Source organism: Polynucleobacter sp. JS-JIR-5-A7 (genome assembly GCF_018687935.1).
Lineage (GTDB): Bacteria > Pseudomonadota > Gammaproteobacteria > Burkholderiales > Burkholderiaceae > Polynucleobacter.
The window spans coordinates 835868-862694 of record NZ_CP061308.1; the positions used below are offsets into that span (position 1 = coordinate 835868).

At 43.5% G+C, this 26827-nt stretch carries 28 protein-coding genes and 1 tRNA gene; 21 read left to right on the top strand and 8 right to left on the bottom strand.

What is annotated here, in order from left to right; all coding sequences use genetic code 11:
- The first annotated feature begins 56 nt into the window (after positions 1–56).
- From AOC29_RS04310 to AOC29_RS04320, 3 genes are all read left to right on the top strand, one after another.
- Entirely contained in the window at positions 57–326 is a 270-nt protein-coding gene (locus AOC29_RS04310; RefSeq protein WP_215296808.1) for a hypothetical protein, read from the top strand.
- Between the two features lie 93 nt (positions 327–419).
- Positions 420–1502 carry a tRNA dihydrouridine(20/20a) synthase DusA gene (gene dusA / locus AOC29_RS04315; protein ID WP_215296810.1) on the top strand — a complete coding sequence of 361 codons (1083 nt, stop codon included), beginning with the start codon at positions 420–422 and terminating at the stop codon, positions 1500–1502.
- A gap of 54 nt (positions 1503–1556) precedes the next feature.
- Positions 1557–1632 (top strand) — tRNA-His (locus AOC29_RS04320).
- 139 nt (positions 1633–1771) lie between these two features.
- Here the strand turns inward: AOC29_RS04320 and AOC29_RS04325 are convergent.
- Positions 1772–2833: a response regulator gene (locus AOC29_RS04325; RefSeq protein ID WP_215296812.1), complete on the bottom strand. Its 1062-nt coding sequence runs from the start codon at positions 2831–2833 to the stop codon at positions 1772–1774.
- A gap of 31 nt (positions 2834–2864) precedes the next feature.
- Positions 2865–3794: a diguanylate cyclase gene (locus AOC29_RS04330; RefSeq protein WP_215296814.1), complete on the bottom strand. Its 930-nt coding sequence runs from the start codon at positions 3792–3794 to the stop codon at positions 2865–2867.
- A gap of 297 nt (positions 3795–4091) precedes the next feature.
- Between AOC29_RS04330 and AOC29_RS04335 the strand changes: the two genes are divergently transcribed.
- From AOC29_RS04335 to AOC29_RS04345, 3 genes are all read left to right on the top strand, one after another.
- A complete protein-coding gene (locus AOC29_RS04335; protein WP_251370065.1) occupies positions 4092–5393 on the top strand; it encodes a glycosyltransferase family 2 protein in 1302 nt (433 codons plus the stop codon).
- Positions 5390–6337, top strand: coding sequence for a hypothetical protein (locus AOC29_RS04340; RefSeq protein WP_215296816.1), 948 nt, complete (start codon positions 5390–5392; stop codon positions 6335–6337). Before AOC29_RS04335 ends, AOC29_RS04340 begins: the two co-directional genes overlap by 4 nt.
- 220 nt (positions 6338–6557) lie before the next feature.
- Positions 6558–7784: an HD-GYP domain-containing protein gene (locus tag AOC29_RS04345; protein WP_215296818.1), complete on the top strand. Its 1227-nt coding sequence runs from the start codon at positions 6558–6560 to the stop codon at positions 7782–7784.
- Positions 7785–7866: 82 nt separating this feature from the next.
- Here AOC29_RS04345 and AOC29_RS04350 read toward each other — a convergent pair whose 3' ends face one another.
- The 4 genes from AOC29_RS04350 to AOC29_RS04365 form a co-directional block, all read right to left on the bottom strand.
- Positions 7867–9342: an RNB domain-containing ribonuclease gene (locus AOC29_RS04350; protein ID WP_215296820.1), complete on the bottom strand. Its 1476-nt coding sequence runs from the start codon at positions 9340–9342 to the stop codon at positions 7867–7869.
- A 25-nt stretch (positions 9343–9367) separates the two neighbouring features.
- A complete protein-coding gene (locus AOC29_RS04355) occupies positions 9368–10192 on the bottom strand; it encodes a GGDEF domain-containing protein (protein WP_215296822.1) in 825 nt (274 codons plus the stop codon).
- 182 nt (positions 10193–10374) lie between these two features.
- The gene (locus AOC29_RS04360) at positions 10375–11187 is read right to left on the bottom strand and encodes a Crp/Fnr family transcriptional regulator (RefSeq protein ID WP_215296824.1); all 813 of its coding nucleotides are present in this window, start codon (positions 11185–11187) and stop codon (positions 10375–10377) included.
- 41 nt (positions 11188–11228) lie between these two features.
- A complete protein-coding gene (locus AOC29_RS04365) occupies positions 11229–12425 on the bottom strand; it encodes a diguanylate phosphodiesterase (RefSeq protein ID WP_215296826.1) in 1197 nt (398 codons plus the stop codon).
- A 245-nt stretch (positions 12426–12670) separates the two neighbouring features.
- On the opposite strand from AOC29_RS04365, the gene AOC29_RS04370 reads away from it, so the two are divergent.
- The 8 genes from AOC29_RS04370 (at position 12671) to AOC29_RS04405 (ending at position 16959) form a co-directional block, all read left to right on the top strand.
- The gene (locus tag AOC29_RS04370; protein WP_215296828.1) at positions 12671–13057 is read left to right on the top strand and encodes a translational machinery protein; all 387 of its coding nucleotides are present in this window, start codon (positions 12671–12673) and stop codon (positions 13055–13057) included.
- A 13-nt stretch (positions 13058–13070) separates the two neighbouring features.
- Positions 13071–13292 (top strand): hypothetical protein, encoded by a 222-nt coding sequence (locus tag AOC29_RS04375; protein ID WP_215296830.1) that lies wholly within the window; start codon positions 13071–13073, stop codon positions 13290–13292.
- Positions 13293–13343: 51 nt separating this feature from the next.
- Complete coding sequence (locus tag AOC29_RS04380; RefSeq protein ID WP_215296831.1) at positions 13344–13769, top strand: universal stress protein; 426 nt, start codon at positions 13344–13346, stop codon at positions 13767–13769.
- A gap of 91 nt (positions 13770–13860) precedes the next feature.
- Positions 13861–14043, top strand: a complete 183-nt coding sequence (locus AOC29_RS04385; RefSeq protein ID WP_215296832.1) for a diguanylate cyclase domain-containing protein — start codon at positions 13861–13863, stop codon at positions 14041–14043.
- Between the two features lie 117 nt (positions 14044–14160).
- A complete protein-coding gene (locus AOC29_RS04390; protein WP_215296834.1) occupies positions 14161–14943 on the top strand; it encodes an SUMF1/EgtB/PvdO family nonheme iron enzyme in 783 nt (260 codons plus the stop codon).
- Between the two features lie 3 nt (positions 14944–14946).
- A complete protein-coding gene (locus AOC29_RS11400; protein ID WP_215296836.1) occupies positions 14947–16275 on the top strand; it encodes an ATP-dependent RecD-like DNA helicase in 1329 nt (442 codons plus the stop codon).
- 55 nt (positions 16276–16330) lie between these two features.
- Entirely contained in the window at positions 16331–16633 is a 303-nt protein-coding gene (locus AOC29_RS04400) for an AbrB/MazE/SpoVT family DNA-binding domain-containing protein (RefSeq protein WP_215296838.1), read from the top strand.
- 5 nt (positions 16634–16638) lie between these two features.
- Positions 16639–16959, top strand: coding sequence for a type II toxin-antitoxin system PemK/MazF family toxin (locus AOC29_RS04405; protein ID WP_215297345.1), 321 nt, complete (start codon positions 16639–16641; stop codon positions 16957–16959).
- A gap of 7 nt (positions 16960–16966) precedes the next feature.
- On the opposite strand, the gene AOC29_RS04410 is transcribed toward AOC29_RS04405, so the two are convergent.
- Positions 16967–18556, bottom strand: a complete 1590-nt coding sequence (locus AOC29_RS04410) for a gamma-glutamyltransferase family protein (RefSeq protein ID WP_215296840.1) — start codon at positions 18554–18556, stop codon at positions 16967–16969.
- A 24-nt stretch (positions 18557–18580) separates the two neighbouring features.
- On the bottom strand, positions 18581–19561 hold the full coding sequence (locus AOC29_RS04415) for a tripartite tricarboxylate transporter substrate binding protein (protein WP_215296842.1): 981 nt from the start codon (positions 19559–19561) through the stop codon (positions 18581–18583).
- An 89-nt stretch (positions 19562–19650) separates the two neighbouring features.
- On the opposite strand from AOC29_RS04415, the gene AOC29_RS04420 reads away from it, so the two are divergent.
- The 7 genes from AOC29_RS04420 (at position 19651) to AOC29_RS04450 (ending at position 26818) form a co-directional block, all read left to right on the top strand.
- Positions 19651–21003 carry an aminotransferase class III-fold pyridoxal phosphate-dependent enzyme gene (locus tag AOC29_RS04420; RefSeq protein WP_215296844.1) on the top strand — a complete coding sequence of 451 codons (1353 nt, stop codon included), beginning with the start codon at positions 19651–19653 and terminating at the stop codon, positions 21001–21003.
- Between the two features lie 42 nt (positions 21004–21045).
- On the top strand, positions 21046–21921 hold the full coding sequence (locus AOC29_RS04425) for an oxaloacetate decarboxylase (protein ID WP_215296845.1): 876 nt from the start codon (positions 21046–21048) through the stop codon (positions 21919–21921).
- A gap of 19 nt (positions 21922–21940) precedes the next feature.
- Entirely contained in the window at positions 21941–22918 is a 978-nt protein-coding gene (locus tag AOC29_RS04430; protein ID WP_215296847.1) for a tripartite tricarboxylate transporter substrate binding protein, read from the top strand.
- 274 nt (positions 22919–23192) lie between these two features.
- Positions 23193–23642 (top strand): (2Fe-2S)-binding protein, encoded by a 450-nt coding sequence (locus AOC29_RS04435; protein ID WP_215296849.1) that lies wholly within the window; start codon positions 23193–23195, stop codon positions 23640–23642.
- Between the two features lie 9 nt (positions 23643–23651).
- Entirely contained in the window at positions 23652–25868 is a 2217-nt protein-coding gene (locus AOC29_RS04440) for a xanthine dehydrogenase family protein molybdopterin-binding subunit (RefSeq protein WP_215296851.1), read from the top strand.
- A 48-nt stretch (positions 25869–25916) separates the two neighbouring features.
- Positions 25917–26336, top strand: a complete 420-nt coding sequence (gene soxX, locus AOC29_RS04445; protein ID WP_251370066.1) for a sulfur oxidation c-type cytochrome SoxX — start codon at positions 25917–25919, stop codon at positions 26334–26336.
- Entirely contained in the window at positions 26333–26818 is a 486-nt protein-coding gene (locus AOC29_RS04450; protein WP_215296855.1) for a SoxY-related AACIE arm protein, read from the top strand. Before soxX ends, AOC29_RS04450 begins: the two co-directional genes overlap by 4 nt.
- Positions 26819–26827: the final 9 nt, after the last annotated feature.

Below are 26827 nucleotides of genomic sequence, written 5' to 3' on the forward strand. Positions count from 1 at the left end.
TCCGCATACTAGAGGTATGCTGAGCTAGTTACTTTTTATCAATTGTGGAGAGCGTTATGACAAAAGCATCAAAATCGGAATCAAAATCAGAGTTAGGCCCTGATGGCCTGCCAGGTCACGATTATTTCCTAGATGCCGTCAATCATATTGATGAAGCAGTAGCCAACCAGTCGATTGCAATTGGTGCGGCAAAGGGCATTGTCTTTAGTCTAGTGGAAACATTGGGTGCCATGGTTGGAGACCCTGATTTACCAGCTCACCTCAAGTCTGGTTACATGGGAGCTCTTGATTTGGCCGTTGAGTTAGAGGCAAAACTTTCTAAATAAGTTGTAACTAATCTGCAAGGATTTTAGAGTTAGGGCAGCTTCGGCTGCCCTGATACATTTAAAATCGAGAATATAGCCATTTAATTAAAGTTAATGATCAACATTCCAAAACGCCTAGCAGTTGCTCCCATGATGGAGTGGACTGATCGTCACTGCCGATCTTTTCATCGGACGCTCACTCAAGAGGCAGTTTTATATACCGAAATGGTCACAACAGGAGCGCTGATGCATGGCGATGTGCCACGTCACTTGGATTATTCACAGGATCAACATCCAGTGGTACTTCAGTTAGGTGGCTCAGAGCCTAATGATTTAGCAAGGTCAGCTGAGTTGGCACAGCAGTGGGGCTATGATGAGATTGATCTCAATTGCGGTTGTCCCTCAGAGCGAGTGCAACGCGGAGCTTTTGGTGCTTGCTTGATGGCTGAGCCTAATTTAGTGGCTGAGTGCGTTAAAGCAATGAAGAACGCGGTGGATATTCCGATCTCAGTAAAGCATCGTTTAGGTTTGGATTCGATGGATGCAGCAAGTTCACAAAAAGATTACCAATTTGCCTCAGATTTTATATTGGCAGTAGCTGACGCAGGTGCGAGTCAAGTCACCATTCATGCACGTAATGCGGTACTCAAGGGACTTTCACCCAAAGAGAATCGCAGCAAACCACCACTACATTATGAAGTGGCTGCCAAACTCAGATTGGATGCTCAAAAACAATTTCCTGATCTTAAAGTCTTGCTGAATGGCGGTCTAGAAACCAATGAACAGATTGCCGGACATTGGGATGACTTTGATGGCTTCATGGTGGGTAGGGCGGCGTATCACTTCCCGGCAATGTTGTTGGGTTGGGATGATCTGATAAATACGAATGGAGACGCCGCTGGTTATCTCTTTAGTGAAACTGAATGGCATAGAATTCAGATTGCACTGGTAAGGCAAGTACAGTCATGGTTTGAGGAATGCCAAGCAAAACAAAAACCGTTTTATATAGGCGCATTCACAAGACATATTTTGGGTTTAGCTCACGGCAGAGCGGGGTCGCGCTACTGGCGTCAACGCCTCTCGGATCATCATGCTTTAGCTAAAGTGCAGAGCAAAGCAGCCATTGCAGATTTCTTTCTAGATGCCAGCTTATGCCTTGGCGATTGGGCTGCTTTTGAGTTAGAAACAGCAGATTAGGGCTGTTTTAGCGGTATTTCCCCTAAAAAGGATATAATTTCTTCTTCTACAACGGCGGACGTAGCTCAGTTGGTAGAGTCCCAGATTGTGATTCTGGTTGTCGCGGGTTCGAGCCCCGTCGTTCGCCCCAAAAAATTCCCTGAGAGCCTCCATGAGGGGTTTTAATCAAAAGGGTGACCTTATCAGTATTGGCTAGCCTTACGTTTTTCTGGCATCAATAGTCGATTCGTTCATGTGCAAGTCGTTGGCAAGAACAGAACATTTGATTTTTAAATTTTGAATGCATCCACGATTTTTTGGCTACCATCTAAAAAAACTGAGCGTTGACGAACAGGCGCTAAATCTATTTTTAATTTGGATGCGGTACGGGCATCGATCAGAACTTCTCCTGCTTCTGCCTCATGGCATAACTTCAAAGCAAATTCTCTGACATCTCCAAGTACGGTATAAAACTCTTTATCATGAATTTTTGTCATCTTTAGCGTGGCATAACCTGTGGCTATACCTATGCTCAAAAATAAAGGCTCACTATAGCCCTTTTGAGCCCAGCGCATTTTGAGATTGGTGAATGCAGTATTAAACCGTTTGGCTAAACTTGCTGCATTTAACATGGGGTTATCGATGGGGGTAGGATCATTAAAAAGGATCACGAATTCATCGCATGAGAAGCGTTGAACTTTACCAAAAAACTGACCAATCAGTTTACCGAGAACTTGATGCACCTCACTTAAAATGATTGCCACTTCTTCGGTTTGCCTACCTGTTACAAACTGACCGAAGTTGTGTAACTCAATGACAACCATCGTCACCTCACTCCGATGCGATTCCTCGGTATTTACTTGGTTTTCATCAACCATGATATCTGAGATTTCGGGTGACAAAGATAGCTTGAGGTTATTCAAATTTTCAATTTCATTTCCCTGTAGTACAACTTTTTGCTCTAATTCTTTGCGGATATTAGAAATTCTCAGTAAGGAGTCAATCCTGGCAAATAATTCAGCTTGGTTTAGGGGCTTACCTAAAAAATCATCTGCTCCAGCCTCTAAACCTTTGACTTTTTCAAGGGCTGGATCGAGCGCTGATAGCATGACTACCGGCAGTAACATCGTCGTTGGGTCTTGTCGAATGGCTTGGCATACCTCATAGCCAGACATCTCCGGCATCATCACATCGAGCACTACCAAATCAGGAATCGATTCTTTAATGGATGCAAGTGCTTTGAGGCCGCTGGAGGCTGTTTTGATTTCATAGCTGTGACTTTCCAATACCGCTTTTAGTAAATCGATATTTTCAGGTGTGTCATCGACTATTAAAATAGTGCCAAGCTTCATGCCGTATCCGTTCTTTGTTTAAAAATTAAAATTAGGCAGCAATTTGATTGCGACCATTTTGTTTCGCTGCATACATGGACATATCAGCCTGATTAACTAGATCACTAAGTAGAACATCTTGAGCTGTATTTAGATGATGATTTGGATTGAGCATTGCTAATCCAATACTCATCGTAATTTGCATTGGTATGGATAAGCTTGTTTTAAATGTTGCTTTAGCGACATCAGATCTAAGGCGCTCAGCAATTTCTATTGCACCCTCAATATTGGTTTCTGGCAAAAGAATGAGAAACTCTTCTCCACCAATACGGCCCATGGAATCAGTAGAGCGCAGGGTTGCGTGGATATGTCTCACGAGGCTAACTAAAACTTCGTCTCCTACTTGATGTCCATATTGATCATTTATATTTTTAAAGTAATCAATATCCATGACCATTAAAGATAAATAGTGTTTATTTCTTTGTGAGCGATCAATCTCAATAGAGAGTTGATGAAGGATTTCGGTGCGACTGAAGGATTTTGTTAATGGATCGTATTTGGTCAGGGTTTCCAAAAGATTTAGATTTTTTTCGGATTCTTTATGGATGTTGGCAATTCTGAGTAAGGAATTAATCTTGGCGAACAATTCCGCTTGACGAATTGGTTTACTTAAAAAGTCATCTGCGCCAGCCTCTAAGCCCTTGACCTTTTCAAGGTCTGGATCTAGCGCTGATAGCATGACCACTGGCAATAACATTGTCTTTGGGTCTTGCCGAATGGCTTGGCATACCTCGTAGCCTGACATTTCTGGCATCATCACATCGAGCACTACCAAATCTGGTATCGAGTCTTTAATTGCTGCAAGAGCTTGAGCACCACTAGAGGCTGTTATGACTTTATAGTGACGACTTTCCAGCAGGGCTTTTAATAATTCAAGATTTGCAGGGGCATCATCGACTATCAGAATTGAAGTGTTTTGCATATATTTAACACCGCTTCTCAATACATATACTTACTAGATTGATACTAGCTTATATATGTATTAAATAGTTTTATATTTTTGTAATACTGGCTTATTTTTTGCGTAGGCAATCGATAACCCTTTGTTTTAGGCTTTAAAGAGCATTTAAACCATCTTTAGGGAATTTTTGTTCGGCTTTAGGACGGTTTGCTATCAAATCCCAAGCAGCTTAATCAGGCTGAGGTTTATTGTTTAAAACGACAAAACAAGATCATAAAGTAGTATTCTCGATGATTATAAATTTTGGGTGGAATACTTTTGTATTTTTCAGTTAAGAGCAAGTTTTTCTTAGCCCTCATTTTTGCCCTATCTTGGATGGGTTTTTCCTTTTGGTATTCCCAGCCCTGGTATTCGGATCTTAGTAATGAAATAGGTAGCATATCTGCTTATTTCCTGATTACTTTTATTGCCATCATTCCTGGATTTATGAATGCCTTTGTATCGATTGCCTTATTCTTGGATAAAAGACCAAAAGTCATTGATCAGCAAAAGTATCCACCTGTAACGGTATTGATCGCTGCGTATAACGAAGAAAAATCAATTGCCTCAACCTTATCAGGAATTTTTTTACAGGATTATCCAGAGAGTATTCGCATTATTGTTATTAATGATGGCTCAAGTGATAAAACCGTTGATTCTGTTCGCAATCTTCAGGCTTCGCATCAAAATTTAGAATTGATTGATTTAGGTCACAATGGGGGTAAGGCTTCTGCACTCAATCATGGTTTAAGAGAATGCAAAACAGACATCATTATATCTATTGATGCAGATAGCTATATTCTGCAAGATGGAGTGAGGAATCTGGTTGGTCGCTATCTTTCTGATCCTGTGAATACCAAAGCAGTTGCTGGCGAGATCTTAATAAGAAACTCTCGAGAAAATTGGATTACCAAGGCGCAGGAGTGGGATTATTTTTTGGGGATTGCTACGATCAAGCGAATTCAGTCCTTATTTCAGGGGACCTTGGTGGCCCAAGGCGCATTTTCTTTGTATGACCGAGAAACAGTGATGGACTTGGGTGGGTGGCCTGAAATGGTTGGTGAGGATATTGTGCTTACCTGGAAAATCCTTGCTGCTGGCTATAGGGTAGGGCATGCCGAGAATGCCCTAGCATTTACGGATTGCCCAGATACCTTAAGTAAATTTATTCATCAACGGCGCCGTTGGTCTAGAGGCTTAATTGAAGCTTTCAAAGAAAATCCATCTATCTTATTTAAGCCAAGATATTCAACTCTTTACGTGTGGTGGAACACCTTATTTCCATTGATGGATATTGCCTTTACCTTTGGATTTATACCCGGAATTATATTGGCTTGTTTTGGTGTTTACTGGATTGTTGGCCCGATGACTTTGTCTCTCTTGCCGATGGCATTTCTTCTTAACTGGCAAATGTATTTGAAGGGAAAGACAATGTTCAACGAACAGAACCTTAAAGTGAGGGCTAATATTTTAGGTTTTATGTTCTATGTATTAGCCTACGGCTTAATTTTGCAGCCTGCATGTGTGTACGGCTATTTTTCTGAAATTTTTAAGCTGCGTAAATCTTGGGGAACCAAATGAAATCTTTTGTAATGGTTGCCCAGTCATCTTTAAGTATCTTATTAATCATCTCTGTTGCTAATGCTGAAGGGTTGCCTTCAGCTAAGATGGCAATATCAGCTCCTAATACTTATATTGCCTCAGATAGTGAAGGCTTCTCTACCTATAAATACAATGCTGGTTTACTACCGCTTTATGAGCATGGTGAAAAATATACTGGGATTAGCTACCAACATAATTACTTTACGCAAGGTGGCTGGGATTCTTCAGCAGAGGTGTACACCATACTCACTAAAGCGATTAACCCAAGAACGGGACTTGGTTATAACGTTAATCTTGGCTACAACCTAGAGAATGGCCATAAACTCATTACCACTGATAGTAATTACGGATTTAGGGTGACTGATTCTACCAAGACAGAACTAATAATTAACCGAGATCGCGTTGAGACACAGAATTCTCTCAATAATGGCATCTACTACACTATGGGTGCTGTTAGTGTCGAGCAGCAAGTAATTGAGCGTGTCACAGCGACTGCGATGGTTGGTAATATGTATTTCTCAGACACCAATACAAGACCTATGGTTCGTGCCAAGCTCATCTATGATTTAGTGCCGGATTACGGCTTAACTGCACAATTGCGCTATAGGCAATATCGGGATAGCAACACAACAGTGCCGAATAACTATTTCAATCCAGATCATTACAGTGAAACTATGGTAGCTTTTGGCGCAAGAAAAAGAATCTCTGGCTGGATGCTGAGTGGTACAGCAGGGGTTGGTCGGCAAAAGGTGAGTCAAGATTCCAGTACTACTACTCAGCTATATGAGTTAGCAGCAACTAGTCCTGTAGCTTCAAATAACTTCTACTTTAAGACTAGGGCGGGTTATGGAAAATCGGCTGGCTTTTTAGGGCCCAACTATTTTTATCGCTACTTCATGGAAGAGTTAATTTTTCCGTTCTAAGCCGATTTAACTTCTGAAATAGCAAATCTTTTTTCTGCGAACAGCTTAAATAGACAACTACTAACTTTGTATCATAGAGCGTGCCATGATGCTGTTTGATTTTAGTAACAGCAGTATCAATCACATCTGAGAAAGTAATAATTATTGATATAAGTCAAAATTCTCATGAGAATAAGATATACACTTAAATAATAACTGCCACCCTATGATTAAGCTTCAAATGAAAAAAATAGTAACGACTGATGATGAGATAGCACATAGGGCTGCTGATCTGGTTATTGCCAATAAAGAGCTACTTTTCCAAAACGAAGAGAAGGCTAAACGTGTAGCTGAATTGGTTCTTGCCAATATCGAAAAGGCTAAGCGTGTGGCGGAGCTTGTGATTGCGAATAGTGATAAAGCGAAAAGAGCTGCAGAATTAGTCATTGCCAACGAAGAGCTCGCCTTTCAAAGTAAAGAAAAAGCTAAACGAGTAGCAGAGCTAATTATTGCCAATGAAGAGAAGGCTAAACGTGCAGCAGAGTTAGTCATTGCTAACGAAGAGTTAGTATATCAAGGTTCAGAGAAAACAAAGCGGATTGATGAGCTCAAAATTGCTAACGAAGAGAAAGCGCAGCGAGCCGCAGAACTAGTCATCGCTAACGAAGAGCTTGCTTTTCAAAATGATGAGAAGGCTAAGCGAGTATCTGAACTGGTCATCGCTAATAAAGAAAAAGCCAAGAGGGCTGATGAGCTTGTGATTGCTAATAAAGAAAAAGCCAGGAGAGCAGCTGAGTTAGTAGTCATTATGGATGCTAAGGCCAAAATTGTTACTGAATTAGTAATCTCTAAACTTGAAGCTATCCACAATGAAAAGCTACAACTGTCTTTAATGGAAACCATAGACATCACAAGACAGTTAGTGGAATTACGAGATCCCTATACTGCTGGACACGAAAAGCATGTAGGTGATTTGGCTAAAGCTATTGCTCAGGAGATGGGTTTAGATAGCATTCATCAAGAGGGTCTCATGGTGGCTGGTTACTTGCATGATCTTGGCAAGATTATTGTTCCTGTTGAGATCCTATGTAAGCCTACCAAGATTTCGCCAGAAGAATATAATTTGGTGAAAAATCATGTTCAAGCGGGCTATGACTTACTGAAAAATGTAACTTTCCCTTGGCCTATTGCTCACTCTGTATTGGAGCATCACGAAAGGCTTGATGGTAGTGGTTATCCCAATGGATTGAAGGGAGATCAAATCAGTATAGAAGGCCGCATCTTAGCTGTATCTGATGTCATGGACGCAATGTCCTGCAACCGTCCTTACCGTACTTCGCCTGGAATTGAAGAGGCATTGGCCGAAATTGAAGGGGGTAGTGGCAGAATCTATGACGAGAGGGTCGTCCATGCTTGCCTGACCTTGTTTCGCGAGAAGGGTTACAAAATTCCGACTGCTTTAGCTTAACCTTTTAATTAGAGTCAGACATTCTGATTTCTGGTTGATTCCATCAAGGCCCGCTAGGAATCACGATACTTGCATTACAGTGTTAGTAAGCGGTCTTCATAAAATTAATATGACCCAATTCCACATCGGTCGATACCAGCTTCACGCGTAACTTGTTCCCGATCGAGGCATCTCGTGGAAGCTTTAATAACATGCCTTCTGCTGGCGGATTAAAAATTCTGACCCAGCCATAATTGGGAGTAATCCCAGTTATCACGCCATCAAAATCTTTGCCAATATAGGGTTCCAGAAAGAGAGCTGCCTCAGATTTTCGAACTCTGCGCTCGACTTTGCGGATAGCATCTTCTTGGGTCGTGCAGTGAAGTGCTAAGGAATACAGTTCCTGATGATCATAAGGGCTGGGGCGATTGGCAATAGCATGCTTGAGCATACGCAAAGTAATCAGGTCAGGATAGCGGCGATTTGGAGCGGTGGAGTGCATGTAGTCTTGCACTGCGAGTCCAAAATGACCTATCGGTTCGGTACCAGGGTTCTCAAGAACATATTCACCAGGACCCATGAGTTTGACTACGATTAATGAAAGATCAGGAAAGCGTAGGGGGTCAGCAAGATGCCGCTTCGCTAAAAACTCAGAGAGGGCCTTAGAGTCTGGATCGTTTGGGAGCGCCTCTCCATATTGCTTCGCAAGCTCAACAATTCTGAGCCAACGATCTGGGCTACGGACAATTCTGCGCAGGGATGGAATCCCCTTTTTTTGCAGAAAATGAGCAGTCGATTCATTCGTGGCAATCATGAATTCTTCAATCAGTTGTCTGCCACGGTTATGTTCTTGCTCTGCGATGCCAATAATTCTTTCACCTTCAAAAATGGCCTTAGGTTGAAATATTTCCAATTGCAATGATCCCGCTTGATGTCGCTTGACTCTCAGTTTTTGCGCAATCTGGTCTTGGTTTTTGATCTGGATATCCATACCTGGCACAGAGGTGATGCCTAGGGGTGCAGGTGCGTTTCCGATAATCCAACTAGAGACAGCATCATAGGCCAACTTCGCTTTGTTCAATACTTTGGCGCGATAAATGGTAGAACCCTGTACATCACCATCATTACCAATCACTATCTCTGTAACCAGGGCTAAGCGAGGCTCATTAAAATTCAGTGAAGTTAAATTGGTTGACAGCTTTTCCGGAAGCATCGGGAAAATACGTGCTGATGTATAGACTGATGCGGTATTAAATCGCGCATGCTCATCGATGGGCGTATTCTTCTTAATGAGCACATCGACATCAGCGATTGCGATGAATATTTTATAAGAGCCATTACCGATTTCAGTACAGGTGGTCAGCTGGTCTAGATCTCGAGAGTCATCGTTATCCAGGGAGCACCATAGCAGGTGAGTCAGATCTTGTATCTTCGGGTCATCATCAACGCCAGGTGCATTGATAGTGCTTAATTGAGCATGTACTTCTTTTGAAAAATCAGGCTCAAGACCTTTCTCTTTCATCACAATGACAGAAATTCTGGATAAATCAGAGCGTGTATATTGTTTTTGCTGATGCATCTCTTATGAGTATATTAATGATGTGTTATAGGACACAGCTGCAATTTCTACCAGAGTCCTTTGCCAGATACATAGCTTGATCTGCTTTGTGAACTAATTCTTTTAAGAGTTCTTGCTTATTGCTGCCAATACAAGCAGAAATTTTAAAGCTAGTAATACCAATACTCACCGTGATTTGTATGGGCTCGCTCCAGCTGGTGTGATGTGAGATGCTAGCTATATGGGCACGAATGCGTTCGGCTACCTGTAGAGCTTCAATTTCTTTCGTTTCAGGCAGTAAGATTAAGAATTCTTCCCCCCCAATTCTGCCCAGAATATCCAGATCACGCAATGATTCTTGAATATGCTTGACTAGGCTAATTAGTATCTCATCGCCAACTTGATGGCCAAACTGATCATTCACTTTTTTAAAATAATCAATATCAATCTCCAGGATTGAAAAAGTATTACCCGTTCTAAGAGTGCGCTCAATCTCATTGGCAATTTTTGAAAATATTTCCGTACGAGAAAGACAATTCGTCAGGGGATCTAAAGCAGACAGTAATGAAAGGACTTCATTTTTATTTTTTTCTGTTTCAACTAGCTTAGTGATGCCATATATACCACCAGATATGCATATAGAGATTGCTAACGCAAAAATTGCATCTATTAGCTTGAAGTTCCCGCTTGTATATATTTCAATCGCAGGAAATATCCTTCTGGATAGCATCAAGGTCAGCCCAATCGTAAGGCAGACCCATGCCCAGCGAAACGCCCCAGCAATCTTAAAGGTGAGGATAATGCAGATATAAACCGCAACTATTTGAAACAGAAAGGACAGTGCGTAGCATAAAAATGCCAATAATTGCATTAGCCCCCCCTTTTTTTTACCTGACAGTGATTGATCATGTTGCGTAAGTTTTATTTATATCACTGGGTTTATTGAATTTACATGCTCACTTATAAATATTGAAATCAGTTTGATATAGATCAAAAAAGATTAGATAGCACTTGAAATTTCTGAAGCTAGGCTTTGTGTTCCGGACAAAAAGATTATGCTTTTCTTTTTTCAAAGCCCTCAGGATAGGTAGGTGCTGCCCCCTTTTTAGAATTATGCTTTTCTCTTAGGAAGGCAGAATCTAAAAACTCAAATATCGGTTTTCTGGAGACGAATTCAATATGACGATTAGTGGATTTGATGGCACCCACTTTTTCTAATTGGGTAATGGAGCGACTCAGAGTTTCAATTTTGACACCCAGGTAACTTGCTAAATCAACCCGATTCATTGGTAAGGTGAAATTATCGCGATCAAAGCCAACGGTGCTAATTCGGTTGGCATATTCGATTAAAAAATCAGCCAATTTTTCTGTGGCATTCAGATTCACTAGATCAAAAATATGAACATTGGCGGAATTGAGCAGGGCGCTTAAAGAATTCTCGAGATTATTCATCAGCGCTGGAAATTCACTAGTTAATTTTTTCAAGTTGGTATACGTTATTGAACACACTTCACTATTACTAATGCTCACTGTATCTACTTGATGCTTACCATTGGCAATCCCATCTAGTCCAAGAAGCTCACCAGGTAATGAAAAATGGGTGACTTGTCTCATGCCATTGGACATAATCATTTCGCTCTTCAGCGACCCAAATCTCAAGTTGTAAACATGAGTGAGGGGTTCTCCTTTGCGATAGAGAAATTGTCCCTCCAGTAAGGTTGAGCGGATAATAAAATTTGCTGGCAGACTATTGACTTCCTCTGTAGTCAATTTGCCATTCAGACACTGGCTTCGAGTGCTGCAGTTCACGCACACCGCCTTTGGGTGTTGGGAGACTTTAGAGAGACCATTGAGTTCATAGTTCATAGTTCATTATAGTTTTTAAATTAAATAATCTTTAATTATTTTTACCACTGGTGTGCTATATAGGAATTTAGTTTTGGGGTATGAAATAAATGGCCCTGGAACTGTGAAATACCGATGCTGGTCAAATATTGAAAGTCATTTTCATGTTCAACGCCTTCGGCTATTACCGAAATCGCTAAACTATCAGCGCAGTCATGTATGGCCCTGACAATAGACTGCTTAGGACCGCTTGATGAGATTGATCCGATCAGACCACTATCGATTTTAAGTATGTCTGGCTGAAATTGAGCTAAAAGTGAGAGACCCGCATAACCGGCGCCAAAATCATCGACAGCTAATTCAACACCACTGGCCCTTAATTTTGCAATGATATTTGGAGCTAGATGATGATTTCCAATGAAGTCTGACTCAGTAATCTCAACTACCAATTGATTAGGATTAAACCCATACCGCTCAAGCATCGCTCCTAGCTTATCTACGGTATCAATCGATTGAAAGATGGTATTTGGGCTAAAGTTCACTGAGAGTTTCTCAATGCCAAGTTGCGCGGCAAGACTGATGGCATCTTCGGTTGAGTGCATGTCATAGTGTGCGAATTCAGCCTGACTCATGCTAGAGAGATACTCTTTAGCGCCCTGTCCATCGGGCCCTCTAGCAAGTGCTTCTACGAATACTGTTTTTCTTTGACGGCAGTCGATCACTGACTGGAAGGCAAATGCATAGCCATTTGGAGGCTCTGCTATAGAGTTTGAATGTTCTTGTATAACGGGATAAGAAAATTGTTTCAATCCGTTAGCGATTGCATGACGCAGATTGCTTTTGTATTTGTACTCTATGAACTGGCAAATAAATTTCTCAATTTTAGAATCAAAATTATTATTTGCTGGATTCAAATGATTTTTCTCGCGATATTCTGCTAACGACAAATCGATACTTTTTATCTTCTCGATATCCAGGAAATGCATTCCCAGGTTCGGATATTGACGTGCTTTAATCGTCTCATCTACTAGTAATACCACATTGCTGTGTCTTGGGTCTTGCAAGATATTCTTGTACAAGGCTTTGATGGATTCTTGAGGGCCTTCAAGCACCTGAAAGAAAAAAGGCGCATCAAAAAAAAGCAGACCCGAAATCTCCCGCTTTTTATTGCGATGATTAGCATTTTCAACCACTTCCAAAATCATCTCTTTATCTACATTCTCGATAATTTGGCTGCGGTATATCAAGCTAGCTAGCATGTTTTTCCTGATCTTTTGAATTTAGTCGTTGATTGGTAAATGCTGGCGTTAATACTGTTTAATGCTCGTTAATGCTCACTGTCTAAGGATGCATTTTCTAACGAGAAATAGACCCGTTTTTGATTTAAATCAAAAAAGGTTCAGTAATTACCAATAGACTGCACTGGTGTGATGAAGGAGGGTTGTATCAACCCATCATGAATCACTGTATATCAGAGCATTGCTATTTATTTTGGAGTGAAGTTATGCATACAAACCATGCAGTCATCTGGGTTGATCATCATGAAGCCCATGTCTTATTTTATGATCCAGAGCACAATCAGATCATTCGTAGTAATGCCAAGCAAGCGCACTTACACCATAAAGCCAATGTTATAGGCAGCGGTAATGCGCCCGAGGATCGTCATTTTTTCGACGAAATCCTTGCTCAAGTCGCTGATGTTAGTGAAATCTTGCTTGTGGGGCCTGGGTTTGCGAAGGGCGAGCTACAAAAATATGCTACTGAACATCATGCTGCGATAGCTAAAAAAATCATTGGCGTTAAAACGGTTGATCATCCAACCGATGGCCAGGTATTAGCCTATGCTAAGGAATGCTTTCAGCGCTTTGAGCAACTCAAAGGCTATACATAATAGCTGGGATGACATGATGAAACTGCGCATTACTCAAGGGACCTTATCCCGCAAACATGGAGCAGATGGTCAAGACCTTGGCTTCATGGTGCTATTTGCTGGAGAGTACCCTGCATCCATAGACGATTCTGGAGAGCTAGAGATCAAGATTGGCGAAGAGCAGCGTGCCTATCTTTCCTTGCGCAAGATGGAAGAGAAGATTGAGCAAGGTGAGTTGGTTGTGATTGAAGCTTAATGACTCTTGATCTCCATGATTAGTAACTAAACAATAGAATAGGAAAATATTATGAAAATACTTGTAGCTGTGGATGGTTCATCGAATTCTTTAAGGGCTGTGAAGTTTGCAGTCAATTTAGTTAAAGATTTACGCTCTAAATCCTCTATTACCTTGATTAATGTGCATGACGATGATCCGCTGGGTATGGTAAAGCGCTATGTCGGCAGTCAAGTAGTGAAAGATTATTTAATTGAGATGAGTCAAAAGGAATTGAAGTCTGCACTTAAAATTCTAGATAAATCTCAAGTTAAGCATAGCTGCATCATCGAATTAGGGCATGTTCCCACGATGATTTGTAACATCGCCAAAGCTGAAAAGTCTGACATGATTATTATGGGCGCCAAAGGCCGTTCCAGCGTTAGTGATATCGTCCTTGGTTCTGTTTCTCAAAGAGTCTCTGTTTTAGCCAAGCAAGCAGTGCTACTGGTCAAATAAATGCGCGCTAAAAAATACTGGTGTTGTCATTGAGCGTGTAATGGGCCTTCATCGGTATTAACCTTCATTAAATTAACCTAACTAGTGCGTTTTGGAAGGCTTAACTACTTCCTACAACTTAAATGGTTATTTCGCAAAGGTTTCGGCGAGCATTGGGGTCACTATTTATCCGGTAGATAATGTCAGCTCTGCCTATGAATTAATTGCCCATGCAGATGAGGCGATGTATAAGGCTAAAGAATTGGGTAAAAATCGCTCTTATTTTTATTGCTAAACATTGAGCTAACGCGTTGGAATACCGGCGCACAAGCTATTTTCTTTGATGATCACTTGATGTGCTAACGAGATTCTTTCATTAGAATAGTTTCTTTGCCCTAGCTCACATCCCTATATGAAAAAGTTTGATATTTACCAAATCCTTTTTGGGCTATTGCTCACAGTCATTGCTCTGTATTTCATGCTGCGTCCCTCTAGTGGTCAAAGTACTCCTGCATCCTCTATTCCTACTGTGCAAATTGGTAATCTCATTTGGGATCAAACCGAGATGAATATCGCTGATGTCAAAGTCTTTGCTGCTACCGGATTTGTGAGTGCTGCCGAGAAGAATGGTGGGGGTCTTACTTATGAAGGTGGCTTTGTGCAAAAGCCAGGTTGGACGTGGAAGACACCTTATGGTGTTCCTGCAGGGGATTTTGAGCCTGCAGTGCATCTCAATCAAAAAGAAGCAGAGTCAATTTGTCGTTACTACGGCAAACGTTTGCCAACAGAGGCTGAGTGGATTTCAGCGGCATTCCTAGAGCAAAGAGCGAATCCGCCTGCTGGATATACCAAAGGACAGCGTTACCCATTTCCAGGTGGCAGTACACCAGCAGTTTCTCATTGCCTAAGCGGCTGTGGTGACTATAAGGGTTTAGCTCCTGCTGGGGCTCTGAATCGCGGTACAGGGCATGTCACCACTAAAACGACTAACCCTGGTGTCAATGGTATGTATGACATGGGCGGTAACGTTTGGGAGTGGACTGCTACTGAGCGTAACGGTGGATACATCACCCGCGGTGCTTCATGGTGGTATGGCCCAGAAAGACAGCAAGAGTCTGATATCGAATCTAAATCAGGTGATATTGCCGTGGTGTATATCGGATTTCGGTGTGTAGCCGATGCCGTGAAACAATAGGGGATGACTAGTCCTGTAGTAGATTCATCCGAGATTGAAGTTACCCCTGATTACGAGGCGGTAATAGAGGCCATTGAGCGTCATGATCCTTATATCTTTGTCAGCGGTAAAGCCGGCACTGGTAAGACAACTCTGATTGGTTACCTCCGAGAAACGATTTCTGGCAACGTTGTCGTGGTGGCGCCAACAGGCGTTGCAGCACTCCAGGTAAAAGGAGTGACGATCCATTCCTTCTTTCGTTTACCACCCCGTTTAATTTTTCCGGAAGAAGATATCAAGCCATTGCGTGATAAGCGTCTTTATAAAGATATCCGCTTACTCATTATTGATGAGATTTCAATGGTACGCGCCGATGTGGTCGATGCGATGGACTTGTTCTTACGTGAGAACGGTCCACAAAAAGGCAAACCTTTTGGTGGTATTCAGGTGATGTTTGTCGGGGACTTATTTCAACTACCGCCAGTCGTATCGAGCGGTGATATGCAAGTCCTGGCTGATCGTGGCTACGAGGGGCCTTATTTCTTTTGCGCAATGGCTCTGCATCGTAAAGAAGTCACTATGGTGGAATTGTCTAAGATCTTTCGTCAAAAAGATGAGCACTTTGCCAGCCTTCTGAATCGCATCCGTATTAATCAAGATGTCGATGAAGCTATTGATACGCTCAATGCTCAGTGTTATCGAGCAAATCAAGCAGTAGATGAAGAAACGATTACACTGACCACCACCAATGCAAGAGCAGATCAAATCAATGGAGCAGGATTGCGTGCCATTGATTCAGATATCAAGGTGTATGCCGGCAAAACGACCGGTAAGTTTAATGTTGATGAGCGTAACTTACCCTCAGCAAATAACCTAGCGCTAAAGGTTGGTGCCAAGGTGATGTTTACTGCAACCGATCCAGGTTTTCCGAAGCGTTGGGTGAATGGCACGATTGGGGTTGTTAGAGAATTGCTTGCCGATAAAGTCAAGGTGATGGTTAAAAACGGTCCATATTCCAATACGGTTGAAGTTACTGGTCATCAATGGGAATCATATCGCTACGATCATGACATGATGTCTGGCAAGATCTCTCCCAGCATTATTGGTACCTATGTACAGATTCCTTTAATGCTCGCTTGGGCAGTCACTATTCATAAAAGCCAGGGCAAGACGCTTGATAAGGTGAAGGTGGACTTATCTTCTGGCGCCTTTGCATCAGGGCAGGTCTACGTAGCACTCAGTCGCTGTAAAACGATTGAAGGGATTTCTCTGCAAAGACCGATTGAGCCCAGAGACGTCAGCTGCGATCAAGAGATCAAACGGTTTTATATGAACTGCTTGCCCTCTAAATAGGGGTATTCGCTCTTATTTGACCTCTTTCGGTTTATGTAATAACATTGTTATTACTATGAATAAAAGCTATAAATCTAATGTTGCAACCAGAGTACCACTACAGGTGGCTATTAGGGCTATTGGCAACTCTAAAGGCGTGGTCATTCCAAAGATTATTCTTGAGCAATCTGGAATACAGGAGCTCGTTGAGATGTCGGTCGATGGAGAAAAAATCATTCTAAGCAAGCCAAAAAATACCGTGAGAGAAAATTGGTCTCAGGATGCGCAAAGTCTTGCAAAATCTGGCGAGGATAAATTAGTGCTTGGAGATTTTTCTAAAGATGAAGATGAAGATGAAGATGGAGATTGGGTTTGGTAAGAAGTATTGTTTCTCGTGGAGAAATTTGGCTTATCAATTTAGACCCAACAATTGGGAGTGAAATTAAAAAAACATGCCCATGTATCGTGGTGTCACCCCAAGAGTTAAATGACCATTTGCGAACAGTCATTATTGCTCCCATAACGAGCAAGGGCAGGGCGGCAGGATTTCGAGTGCCTATTACGCATGATGGCAAGAAGGGTCTTATTCTTTTGGATCAAATTAGAGCTGTTGATAAAGCACGCTTAGTCAAAAAGGTGGGGAAGGCTAATCCCAAAACCTTAACAGCTAGTCTTGGCGTACTGCAAGAGGCTTTTGCGATTTAGCGAGAACTTAAAACCCAGCTGCCAATCCATCTCGGCGGTGGTCGCTACCAGCAATATAGACAGAGTCAGTCTCTTCACTTAACTTCGCAATCGCTTGAGCGCTCCCAAAGTCCAAACTATTAGCGGGCTGTATAGCAACTTCATGACCCATTGCGATTAGTCCATCTACTATGCTTTGAGGCATGGATGCTTCAACAGTGAGTTTTCCTAAGTCATCTATACGCCATCGTGGAGCATCAGAACAAGCTTGGGGATTGAGATATTCATCGACAAAGCGCATGACAAATTGAATATGACCTTGTGGTTGCATATTGCCACCCATCACCCCAAATGCCATGCTAGGTTTACCAGCCTTGGTGAGGAATGCGGGCAAGATCGTATGGAAAGGGCGCTTACCAGGTGCCACTTGATTGGGGTGACCAGCAACCAAGCTAAAGTTCATACCGCGATTATGAAAGGCAATGCCACCAGGAGCAACTACACCAGAACCAAAGCCTTTGAAGTTCGACTGAATATAAGAAATCATCATGCCTGATTCATCAGCAGCGCAAAGATAGACGGTGCCTCCAGAATGCGGGTCACCAGCACCATAACTACCAGCTTTGCTGTGATCAATCATGGCGGCACGGCTTGCGAGGTAATCTCTATCTAATAGACTAGATACCGGCACCTCCATTGAGCGTGCATCTGATACATAGGCATAAGCATCGGCAAATGCCAGGCGCATAGCTTCAATCTGTAGATGAATGCGTTGCGCTGAATTAGCAGGATATTGCTTGACATTGGCAGCTTGCAAAATTCCTAAAGCCATTTGTGCGGCAATGCCAGAACCATTTGGGGGAATTTCTAAGAGCGTGTAGTCGCCATAATCAAAGGCGAGAGGCTCAACCCATTCTGGCTGGTTATCAGCAAAGTCTTGCATGGAAAAGCATCCGCCGGTTGCCTTAGCAAAGTCGACCATGCTTTGGGCGAGAGGGCCTTTATAAAAAGATTCACCTTCGGTTGCGGCAATGTCTTTTAAGGTTTTTGCTTGAGCGGGGTATTTCCAAATTTGTCCTGCTGCAGGTGCTTTACCATCGATTAAAAATGATTCACTAAATCCCGGTTGATTTTTCAGAATCGGAATGGCTTCGCGCCATTGACGCGCGATTACTGGAGAAACCGGAAAACCATTTTCTGCGTAATTAATGGCGCGCTTAAATAATTGTGCAAAGGGAAGCTTGCCAAATTTTCTGGAGAGTTCAATCCAGCCAGCGACCATGCCTGGCACAGTGACCGTATTCCAGCCAATGAGATCCATCGCAGTCTTACCTGCAAAATATTCTGGAGTCCATGCTGCAGGAGCACGACCTGAAGCATTGAGGCCATGAATTTTTATGCCATCCCACAAAATTGCGAAGCTGTCACCACCAAGACCGTTCATAGTAGGCTCAACAACGGTCAGCGTAATAGCAGTTGCTAGAGCGGCATCAACGGCGTTGCCGCCATTTTGTAGCGCCTCAATACCTGCTTGAGTGGCTAAGGGCTGAGAGCTTGCAACAGTATTTCTGGCGAGAATAGGGGCGCGACCGCCACCAAAAGGAGGAGAAATAAGCATGGATTTAGTAGTCAGAATAAAAGGTCAATCAACTTTGATATTGGCTGACTTTACTACTTTCCCCCACTTATTCGCTTCGTTGGCGGTAATTTCAGCGAGCTTTTCTGAGTTAGCAAACTCTGGATGAATACCTTGTGCCGCCATACGCGCCTTAAAGTCAGGGTTAGTCAGAATCTTGCGAATCTCTCTTTCTAACTTGGCAACAATGGCTGGGGACGTTCCTTTCGGAACATAAACAGCATAGAAATTTTCCACGTCAAATTGCTTCATACCGTCTTGCCCTAGTGTTGGGACATTGGGCATCAATGGTGAGCGCTCTGCAGCAGCAATGGCAATGGGGCGCAGTTTGCCACTCTGAATATGGGGCAAAGAAGCCGTGACACTGTCAAACATCATGAGTGTGTTACCAGCAATCAAGTCGGGCAGAGCAAAGCTGCTGCCTTTATATGGAATATGGGTACCCGTAGCACCAATGCGTTGCATAAACAAAGTGGACTCTAAATGGGAAAGGCTTCCATTACCTTGCGAGGCGTAATTGAAGTCACCCTTCTTAGATTTAATGTAGGCAATTAACTCAGGCAGATTTTTTGCAGGAACACTTGGATTGATCACAATTAAGTGAGGCACCGTTCCAATCAAAGCTACTGGTACAAAATCCTTTTGTAAATCAGCGGGCGGGTTTTTAAATAGCGCCGAAGAAATCGATTGGTTGGTGAGAGCGCTAATATGAATCGTGTAGCCATCTGGCACTGCTTTCGAGGCGGCTTGTAAGCCAATCATGCCACCAGCACCAGGTTTGTTTTCTACTACGATAGATTGGCCAAGCGCTTCAGCTAAGGGGGCGGTTACGCTGCGTGCAAAGATGTCTGTAGAGCCGCCAGCTGGAAAAGCGAGGATAGCGACGATCGGTTTTTTAGGCCAATCGGTCTCTGGAGCCGCGAAAGCAGAGCTGAGAAAGCCAAGCAGGGTACAACTGATCAACAGAAGAGATTTAAAGATAGTCATTTCATGGTCCGTAAGGAGTCTATGGTGTTAATGGGTAATATAGTATGGGATATTCAAATAATGTTTCAACCAGACTCTAAGAGACGCTCATGACAGCAGCAAATCAAACTGTAAATGGTGTAGATATGTCAGCTTACTGGCTGCCATTTACACCAAATCGCTATTTTCATCAGCATCCCAAGATCATGCAGTCTGCCAAGGGAGCTTACTACTATGACGACCATGGGCGGAAGCTGTTTGATGGCCTTTCTGGGTTGTGGTGCTCCCCCTTGGGGCATGCTGATCCACGTATTGGTGCAGCGATCTCCAAACAATATGAAACTATGGATTATTGCCCAGCTTTTCAGATGGCAAGTGAGGCTACTTTCAGTCTGGCCACTCGCATTGCCAAAATGGCACCGGCCGGCTTAGATAAAGTCTTTTTTACGAACTCCGGTTCTGAGGCAGTAGATACTGCACTCAAAATTGCGATCGGCTATCACCGGGTGATGGGAAATGCCTCACGCATTCGGATGATCGGTCGTGATCGTGCCTATCACGGTGTTGGTATCGGTGGCATCTCTGTGGGTGGGATGGTATCGAATCGCAAAATGTTTGCGAGCATGATGATGCCCGGTGTCGATCATTTGCCACACACCCTCAATCTCTCACAAATGGCTTTTTCAAAAGGTCAGCCCACTTGGGGTGCACACCTCGCAGATGAATTAGAAAAGATCGTAGCTTTGCAGGATGCCAATACGATTGCTGCCGTCATTCTTGAGCCGGTGCAAGGATCTACTGGTGTGATCGTTCCGCCAGAAGGCTACTTACAAAAAATCCGTGAGATCTGTACTAAGCATGGCATCTTGTTGATCTTTGATGAGGTCATTACTGGCTTTGGCCGTCTAGGTGCGAATTTTGGCGCTGATCGATTTGGTGTAGTCCCTGACATGATTACCTTTGCCAAAGCCATTACGAATGGTGTGATTCCATTGGGTGGTGTGATCGTCCGCGGTGATATCTATGACAGCATTATTGCCGCTGGTGGACAAGATCAAGCGATTGAATTTTTCCATGGCTATACCTATTCAGGGCACCCCATTCCAACTGCTGCTGGTCATGCAGTGCTGGATATTTTTGAATCAGATGATTTAGTCAATCGCGCAAAAGCATTGGAACCCATTTTAGAAAATGGCCTACATGCTATGAAAGGCAAAACAGGGTTGCTCGATATTCGTAACTTTGGTTTATCTGGTGCAGTAGAGCTAGACCCCATCCCAGGTAAGCCTGGACTGCGCGCTCTTAAAGTCCTGGAAGCCTGTATCGAAAGAGGTGCCTTAGTGCGAGTTGCAGGAGACGTTATTGCAGTTGGCCCCCCATTCATATCAGAGCCTAAAGAAGTGGAGTTCTTATGTAGCGTATTGGGTGATGCAGTTGATGCTGCCATGAAGATCAATGCTTAACAATTAATTGGCAATGAGATCAATATAGCAATAGGGAGACACATGACTACGCAAAGAGCTTTATTTAATGAGCGATTAAGCAAACCAGGCTTAATTGTTGCACCTGGAGTTTATGAGATGGTTTCATTGCGGCTTGCTGATCGCATGAACTTTGACGCTCTCTACATGACAGGTTATGGCACCGTTGCCTCATTATTGGGTTTGCCAGATGCTGGCTTGGCAACCTACACCGAGATGGTTGGTCGAGTCACTGCAATGGCTGGTATGGCAAAGACTCCCTTAATCGCGGATGGCGATACTGGTTACGGTGGATTACTCAATGTGCGTCACACCATTCGTGGATATGAAGCTGCGGGCGCAGTTGCTATTCAACTTGAAGATCAAGAGTTCCCTAAGAAATGTGGACATACGCCTGGTCGTCGAGTAATTCCGTTAGAGGACATGGTAAAGAAGATCGAGGTTGCAGTCGCAACGCGCACTGACCCTCATTTCAAAATTATTGCCAGGACAGACGCAAGAACTACCCTCGGATTGGATGAGGCGCTAAGACGTGGCGAGGCTTATGCACGTGCTGGTGCTGATATCTTATTTATTGAGTCTCCTGAGACCCAAGAAGAAATGCAACAGATAGGGAAAACTTTCCCTAACCATCCTTTGATTGCGAATATGGTGGAAAAGGGTAGAACACCCGTCTTGTCTAAAGCGGAATTAGAGCAATTAGGCTACAAGATTGCTATCTTTCCAGTCACTGCTTTGCTCGCTTCTGTGCAAGCAATGACCCAGGTTTATGAGCACTTTAAAGACTCAGGATCATCTATCAATAATCCAGTAGATTTATATGACTTTGGAGATTTATCAAAGTTAATGGGCTTTGAGGACGTTTGGGAATTCGAAAAACGTTTTGTAGAAACGAAGTAAAACTCAATAAAGGGTCAGCATGAAATTGCATCGTTACCTATCATCAGCTATTTTTTTACTTACAGTACTTGTTTCGACTGCTAGCTTTGCTCAATTGAATTACCCCAATCGCCCGATACGCTTAATTATTCCCTTTACTCCAGGTGGTGTCACCGATACCTCGGGCCGTTTTATTGCTGAGCAACTTTCATTAAAGCTAGGCCAGCAAGTAATTGCGGATAACAAGCCAGGCGCCTCTGGAAATATCGGCTCACAAATGGTTGCATCCGCCGAGCCTGATGGTTATACCTTGTTATTGGGATATGCCGGTACGTTGTCGATTAATCCCTCGCTCTTTGATAAGGTCCCTTTTGATAGCGTCAAAGACTTTGCGCCAATTGGAAAAATTGGTGATGCTATTTTGATCGTGGTCGCTAACAATGATTTCCAAGGCAAAACTTTGGCCGATGTCATTGCCATCTCTAAAAAGGACCCCAACGGCCTTTCCTATGGAACCTCAGGATCAGGCGGTACACCCCATATTGCTGGCGAGCTATTTAAGCAAAAGACTGGTGCCAATTTAGTTCATGTCCCTTACAAAGGGGGAGGTCAAGCTTTATTAGATTTATTGGGTGGCAATATTCCTTTGGTCTACACAGCAGTTGCGGGAGCAAATCAATATGTTGCGACAGGGCGCATTAAAGCGATTGCAGTCTCTAGCGCAAAGAGAAGTCCCAGCATGCCCGACGTGCCTACTTTTATCGAGAGTGGCGTGAAAGACTTTGTGATTGATGATTGGGTCGGCTTACTGGCTCCAGCAAAAACGCCTAAGCCAATCATTGCCAAATTGAACCAAGCATTAAATGAGATATTGAATTCACCAGAAGGTAAAGCCAAGCTTCTATCGATGGGCATCTTTCCATCTCCAGGTACTCCCGAGAAATTTGGTGAGCAAATTAAGGGTGATTTAATTCGCTTTGCACCAATTGTGAAGGCTGCTCAGATCAAGTCTGAGTGATTAACCGCTGTTGCTATCTATGCATATATAGCGTTGCACTGTTGCAGGTAGGGCAGCTAGCTAGAACTTGGAGACCAGCTCGTCAAGGTCTTGAAATAGCTTGATCTGGACAAGTCCTTAAGTCACCCTCATCTTCAGTCTTGATTTTTATGTTGCATCGCAATATATCGATTCTTGTTTAATATAAGCACAACATAAGTAGGGTATAAAAAAACAGAGGACTTATTCTGAGAAGAAAAAATTCCTGCGATCTAAAACTAATAGGAGACCGCTCATGGCTGAGTTAAATGTCAATGGTAAGAAGTACAAAGTAGATGTAGATCCAGATACCCCATTGCTGTGGGTCATCCGTGAGCAAGTTGGACTCACTGGCACTAAGTATGGATGCGGTATCGGTGTTTGCGGCGCTTGTACTGTCCTATTTGAAGGTCAAGCTTTGCGTAGTTGCTCACTCCCTGTTTCTGCAGCCTTTGGCAAAAAAATTGAGACCATTGAGAGCCTAGAAAAGAGTGGTCAGCTTTCAAAAGTACAAAAAGCATGGGTTGATAACCAAGTGCCACAGTGTGGCTACTGCCAGTCCGGCATGGTCATGGCAACTACTGCTTTGTTACGTAACAACCCCAAGCCAACGGATGCGCAAATCGATGAGTCGATTACCAATATCTGCCGTTGTGGCACATTCCAACAAGTGCGTGCAGCGATTCATGCTGCTAGCAAGGCTTAAGGAGGCATCATGACTACTACTATTAATACCTCCCGCCGCCACTTTGTGGTTGGCTCCAGTGCAATTGCAACAGGTCTTGCAATTGGTTTTGATCTGACATTGATGTCTTCGGCTAATGCTGCTGTAGGAACAGGTACTACTGCTATGGCACCGCTGGCCAACCCTGAGATTGGTGTTTGGGTTGTGGTGAAGCCGAACGATGATGTGATCGTCCGTATTGTTCGCTCAGAAATGGGTCAGGGCACGATTACTGGTTTGGCACAAATGGTTGCTGAAGAACTCGAGTGCGATTGGAAAAAAGTGTCATATGACTACCCATCTCCAGCTGAGAATCTAAAACGAAACAAAGTATGGGGTAGTTACTCCACCGGTGGTAGCCGCGGTATTCGCACCTCTGAACAGTACGTTCGTAAAGGCGGTGCAGCGGCACGCATGATGCTGATTCAGGCGGCGGCCAATCAGTGGAATGTGCCAGTAACAGAGTGCGTAGCAGCCAATAGCGTGATTACGCATACTCCTTCTGGCCGTAAGACCACTTTCGGTAAAGTTTCTGTTGCGGCATCGCAATTACCTGTACCTACTGAAGTTCCATTGAAAGATCCTAAAGAGTGGAAGCTCATTGGCAAATCAGTTAATCGTATTGATGGAACAGCTGATAAGGTGACTGGCCGTCAGGTCTATGCCATTGACTTGAAGATGCCTGGCATGTTGGTTGCCAACATTAAAGAATCACCTGTGTTTGGTGGTAAGGTCAAAAGCTACGACGCCGCTAAAGCACAGAGTATGAAGGGTGTTAAAAAAGTGGTTCAGGTTGGTGACTCTGCTGTTGCGGTTGTAGCAGAAACTTTCTGGCAGGCTAAGACTGCCTTAGATCAAGTGAATATCGTTTGGGATAACGGCGCTAATGGTAATGTTTCAAGTGCCTCCATTAAGAAGATGCTTGAAGACGGTCTGAATGCAGATGACGCATTTGTTCACAACAGCAATGGTGATGTCAACACAGCTTTTTCTAGCGCATCTAAAAAAATCGAAGCCACTTATTTCTATCCGTTCTTGAATCATGCCACTCTAGAGCCACAAACGGCTACTGCTAAGTGGACTGCAGACTCTTGCGAAGCATGGGTACCCACTCAAGACGGTGAGGCATCATTAGCGGCAGTTATTGCAGCCTCTGGTTTACCTAGCGAGAAATGCAATGTGTACAAGGTGAACTTAGGTGGCGGCTTTGGTCGTCGCGGTGCTTTCCAGGATTACACCACTCAGGCTGTCAATATTGCCAAGCAAATGCCTGGCACACCTATTAAATTGATTTGGACCCGCGACGAGGACATGACGCAAGGTCGTTACCATCCTGTGATGATGTGCAAGATGTCCGCAGCTATTGATGATAAGAAAAATGTCACCGGCTTGAATATGCGTTTATCTGGTCAGTCGATTTTGGCTGCAGTACGTCCTGCGGTGGTGGCTGCAAATAAAGGTAAAGATCCTTTGGCATTCCAAGGTGTTGAGCCTACTGGTGAGCATGGCATTACGTATAGCTTCCCTAATCTCAATATTGATCACGCTATGCGGAATACGCATGTGCCTCCAGGATTTTGGCGTGGTGTGAACGTTAACCAAAATGCTGTCTTTATTGAAACATTTATGGATGAGTTAGCTGAAGCTACTGGCATGGATGCTGTAGAGTTCCGCCGTAAGCATATGAAAGAGTTCCCGCGCGCGGTGGCTGTACTAAATGCGGTTGCAGATGGCATTGGCTGGACTAAGCCTGCTGCACCTGGCGTATATCGTGGGGTTGCGCAGATGCGCTCCTTCGGTAGTTATGTTGCTGCTGCGTGCGAACTCTCTGTAAAAAATGGTAACGAGGTGAAGATTCATCGCATTGTTGCTGCTACCGATCCAGGCTATATTGTTAATCCTGCTCAGGTAAGTCGTCAGGTTTCTGGTTCATTTGTATATGGCCTTTCTGCCTTGTTCGAAGAAGAGATCACGATTGAAAAAGGTGCAGTAGTGCAGAAGAACTTTGATACCTTTGGTTCTATCCGTCTTGCGCAAATGCCCCCTGTTGAAACCATTGTCATTCAAGGTGGTGGTAAGGACTGGGGTGGAGTGGGTGAGCCTACGATTGCCGTTGCAGCACCAGCAGTACTCAATGCGTTCTACCGCGCTACCGGCAAACGTTTGCGCACTGTGCCATTGAAAAACAGCGGTATTAAGTTGGTCTAATTTGAGTTCAGTGACTCGACGTTTATGAGAAAGAGGTGCGCACTAGCAATGCTGTTGCTAGTCGCCCTCAATTCCCATTGGGTAGTAGCGCAAACGATTGTGAATGGCGTCATTGCTGAGCCACTCACTTCAACACCAGGGGATTCGATGCGGGGACGCGCTATTGTGGCGAGTCGTCAATCGGGTTTGTGCCTCTTATGTCATAGTGGGCCGTTTCCAGAGGAGCGCTTTCAGGGTAATTTAGCCCCTGAGCTCGGTAGCAGCGTTGCTCGATATACAGCACCTCAACTGAGAGCCAGAATTGTGGATGCAAGTTACTTTAATTCCAAGACCATCATGCCAGCGTATTACCGTACCGATCATTTAAATCGAGTAGCTCCGAAATTTACGGGTCAGACTATCCTCAATGGACAAGAGATTGAGGATGTTGTGGCCTTTTTACTGACCTTAAATACCACTGTCCAATGATGCGTAAAGATTTCATCGTTCAAAAGAGTCGGCGTGCTTGGCTTAAGAAAATCCAAAAGCTTGCTTTTTTAACTCTCGGCGCTTGGTTTAGTCCCTTCACTGTATTTGCTAAACCTGAAGATGCAACGAAGGCGATTACAGAGATTACGGGTGGCAAGCCAGTAATCAATGGAAAAGTGAACTTGGTTATTCCCCCGCTCGTTGAGAACGGTAACTTGGTGGTACTCAAGGTGAGTGTTGAGAGCCCCATGACGCCCAATGATTACGTAAAGGCAATTCATGTCATCGCTGAAGGTAATCCACTGCCCAATATCTTCACTGTCTACTTAACACCCCGTTCAGGTTCTGCCAATATTACGACTCGTGTGCGTCTAGCAGATAGTCAAATTGTCAGAGCGATTGCGCAGATGAGTAATGGAAGTTTTTATCAAGGGCAAGCTGAGACCTTAGTTACTCTCTCTGCATGTACTGAAATGGTGTGAGGAAAGATT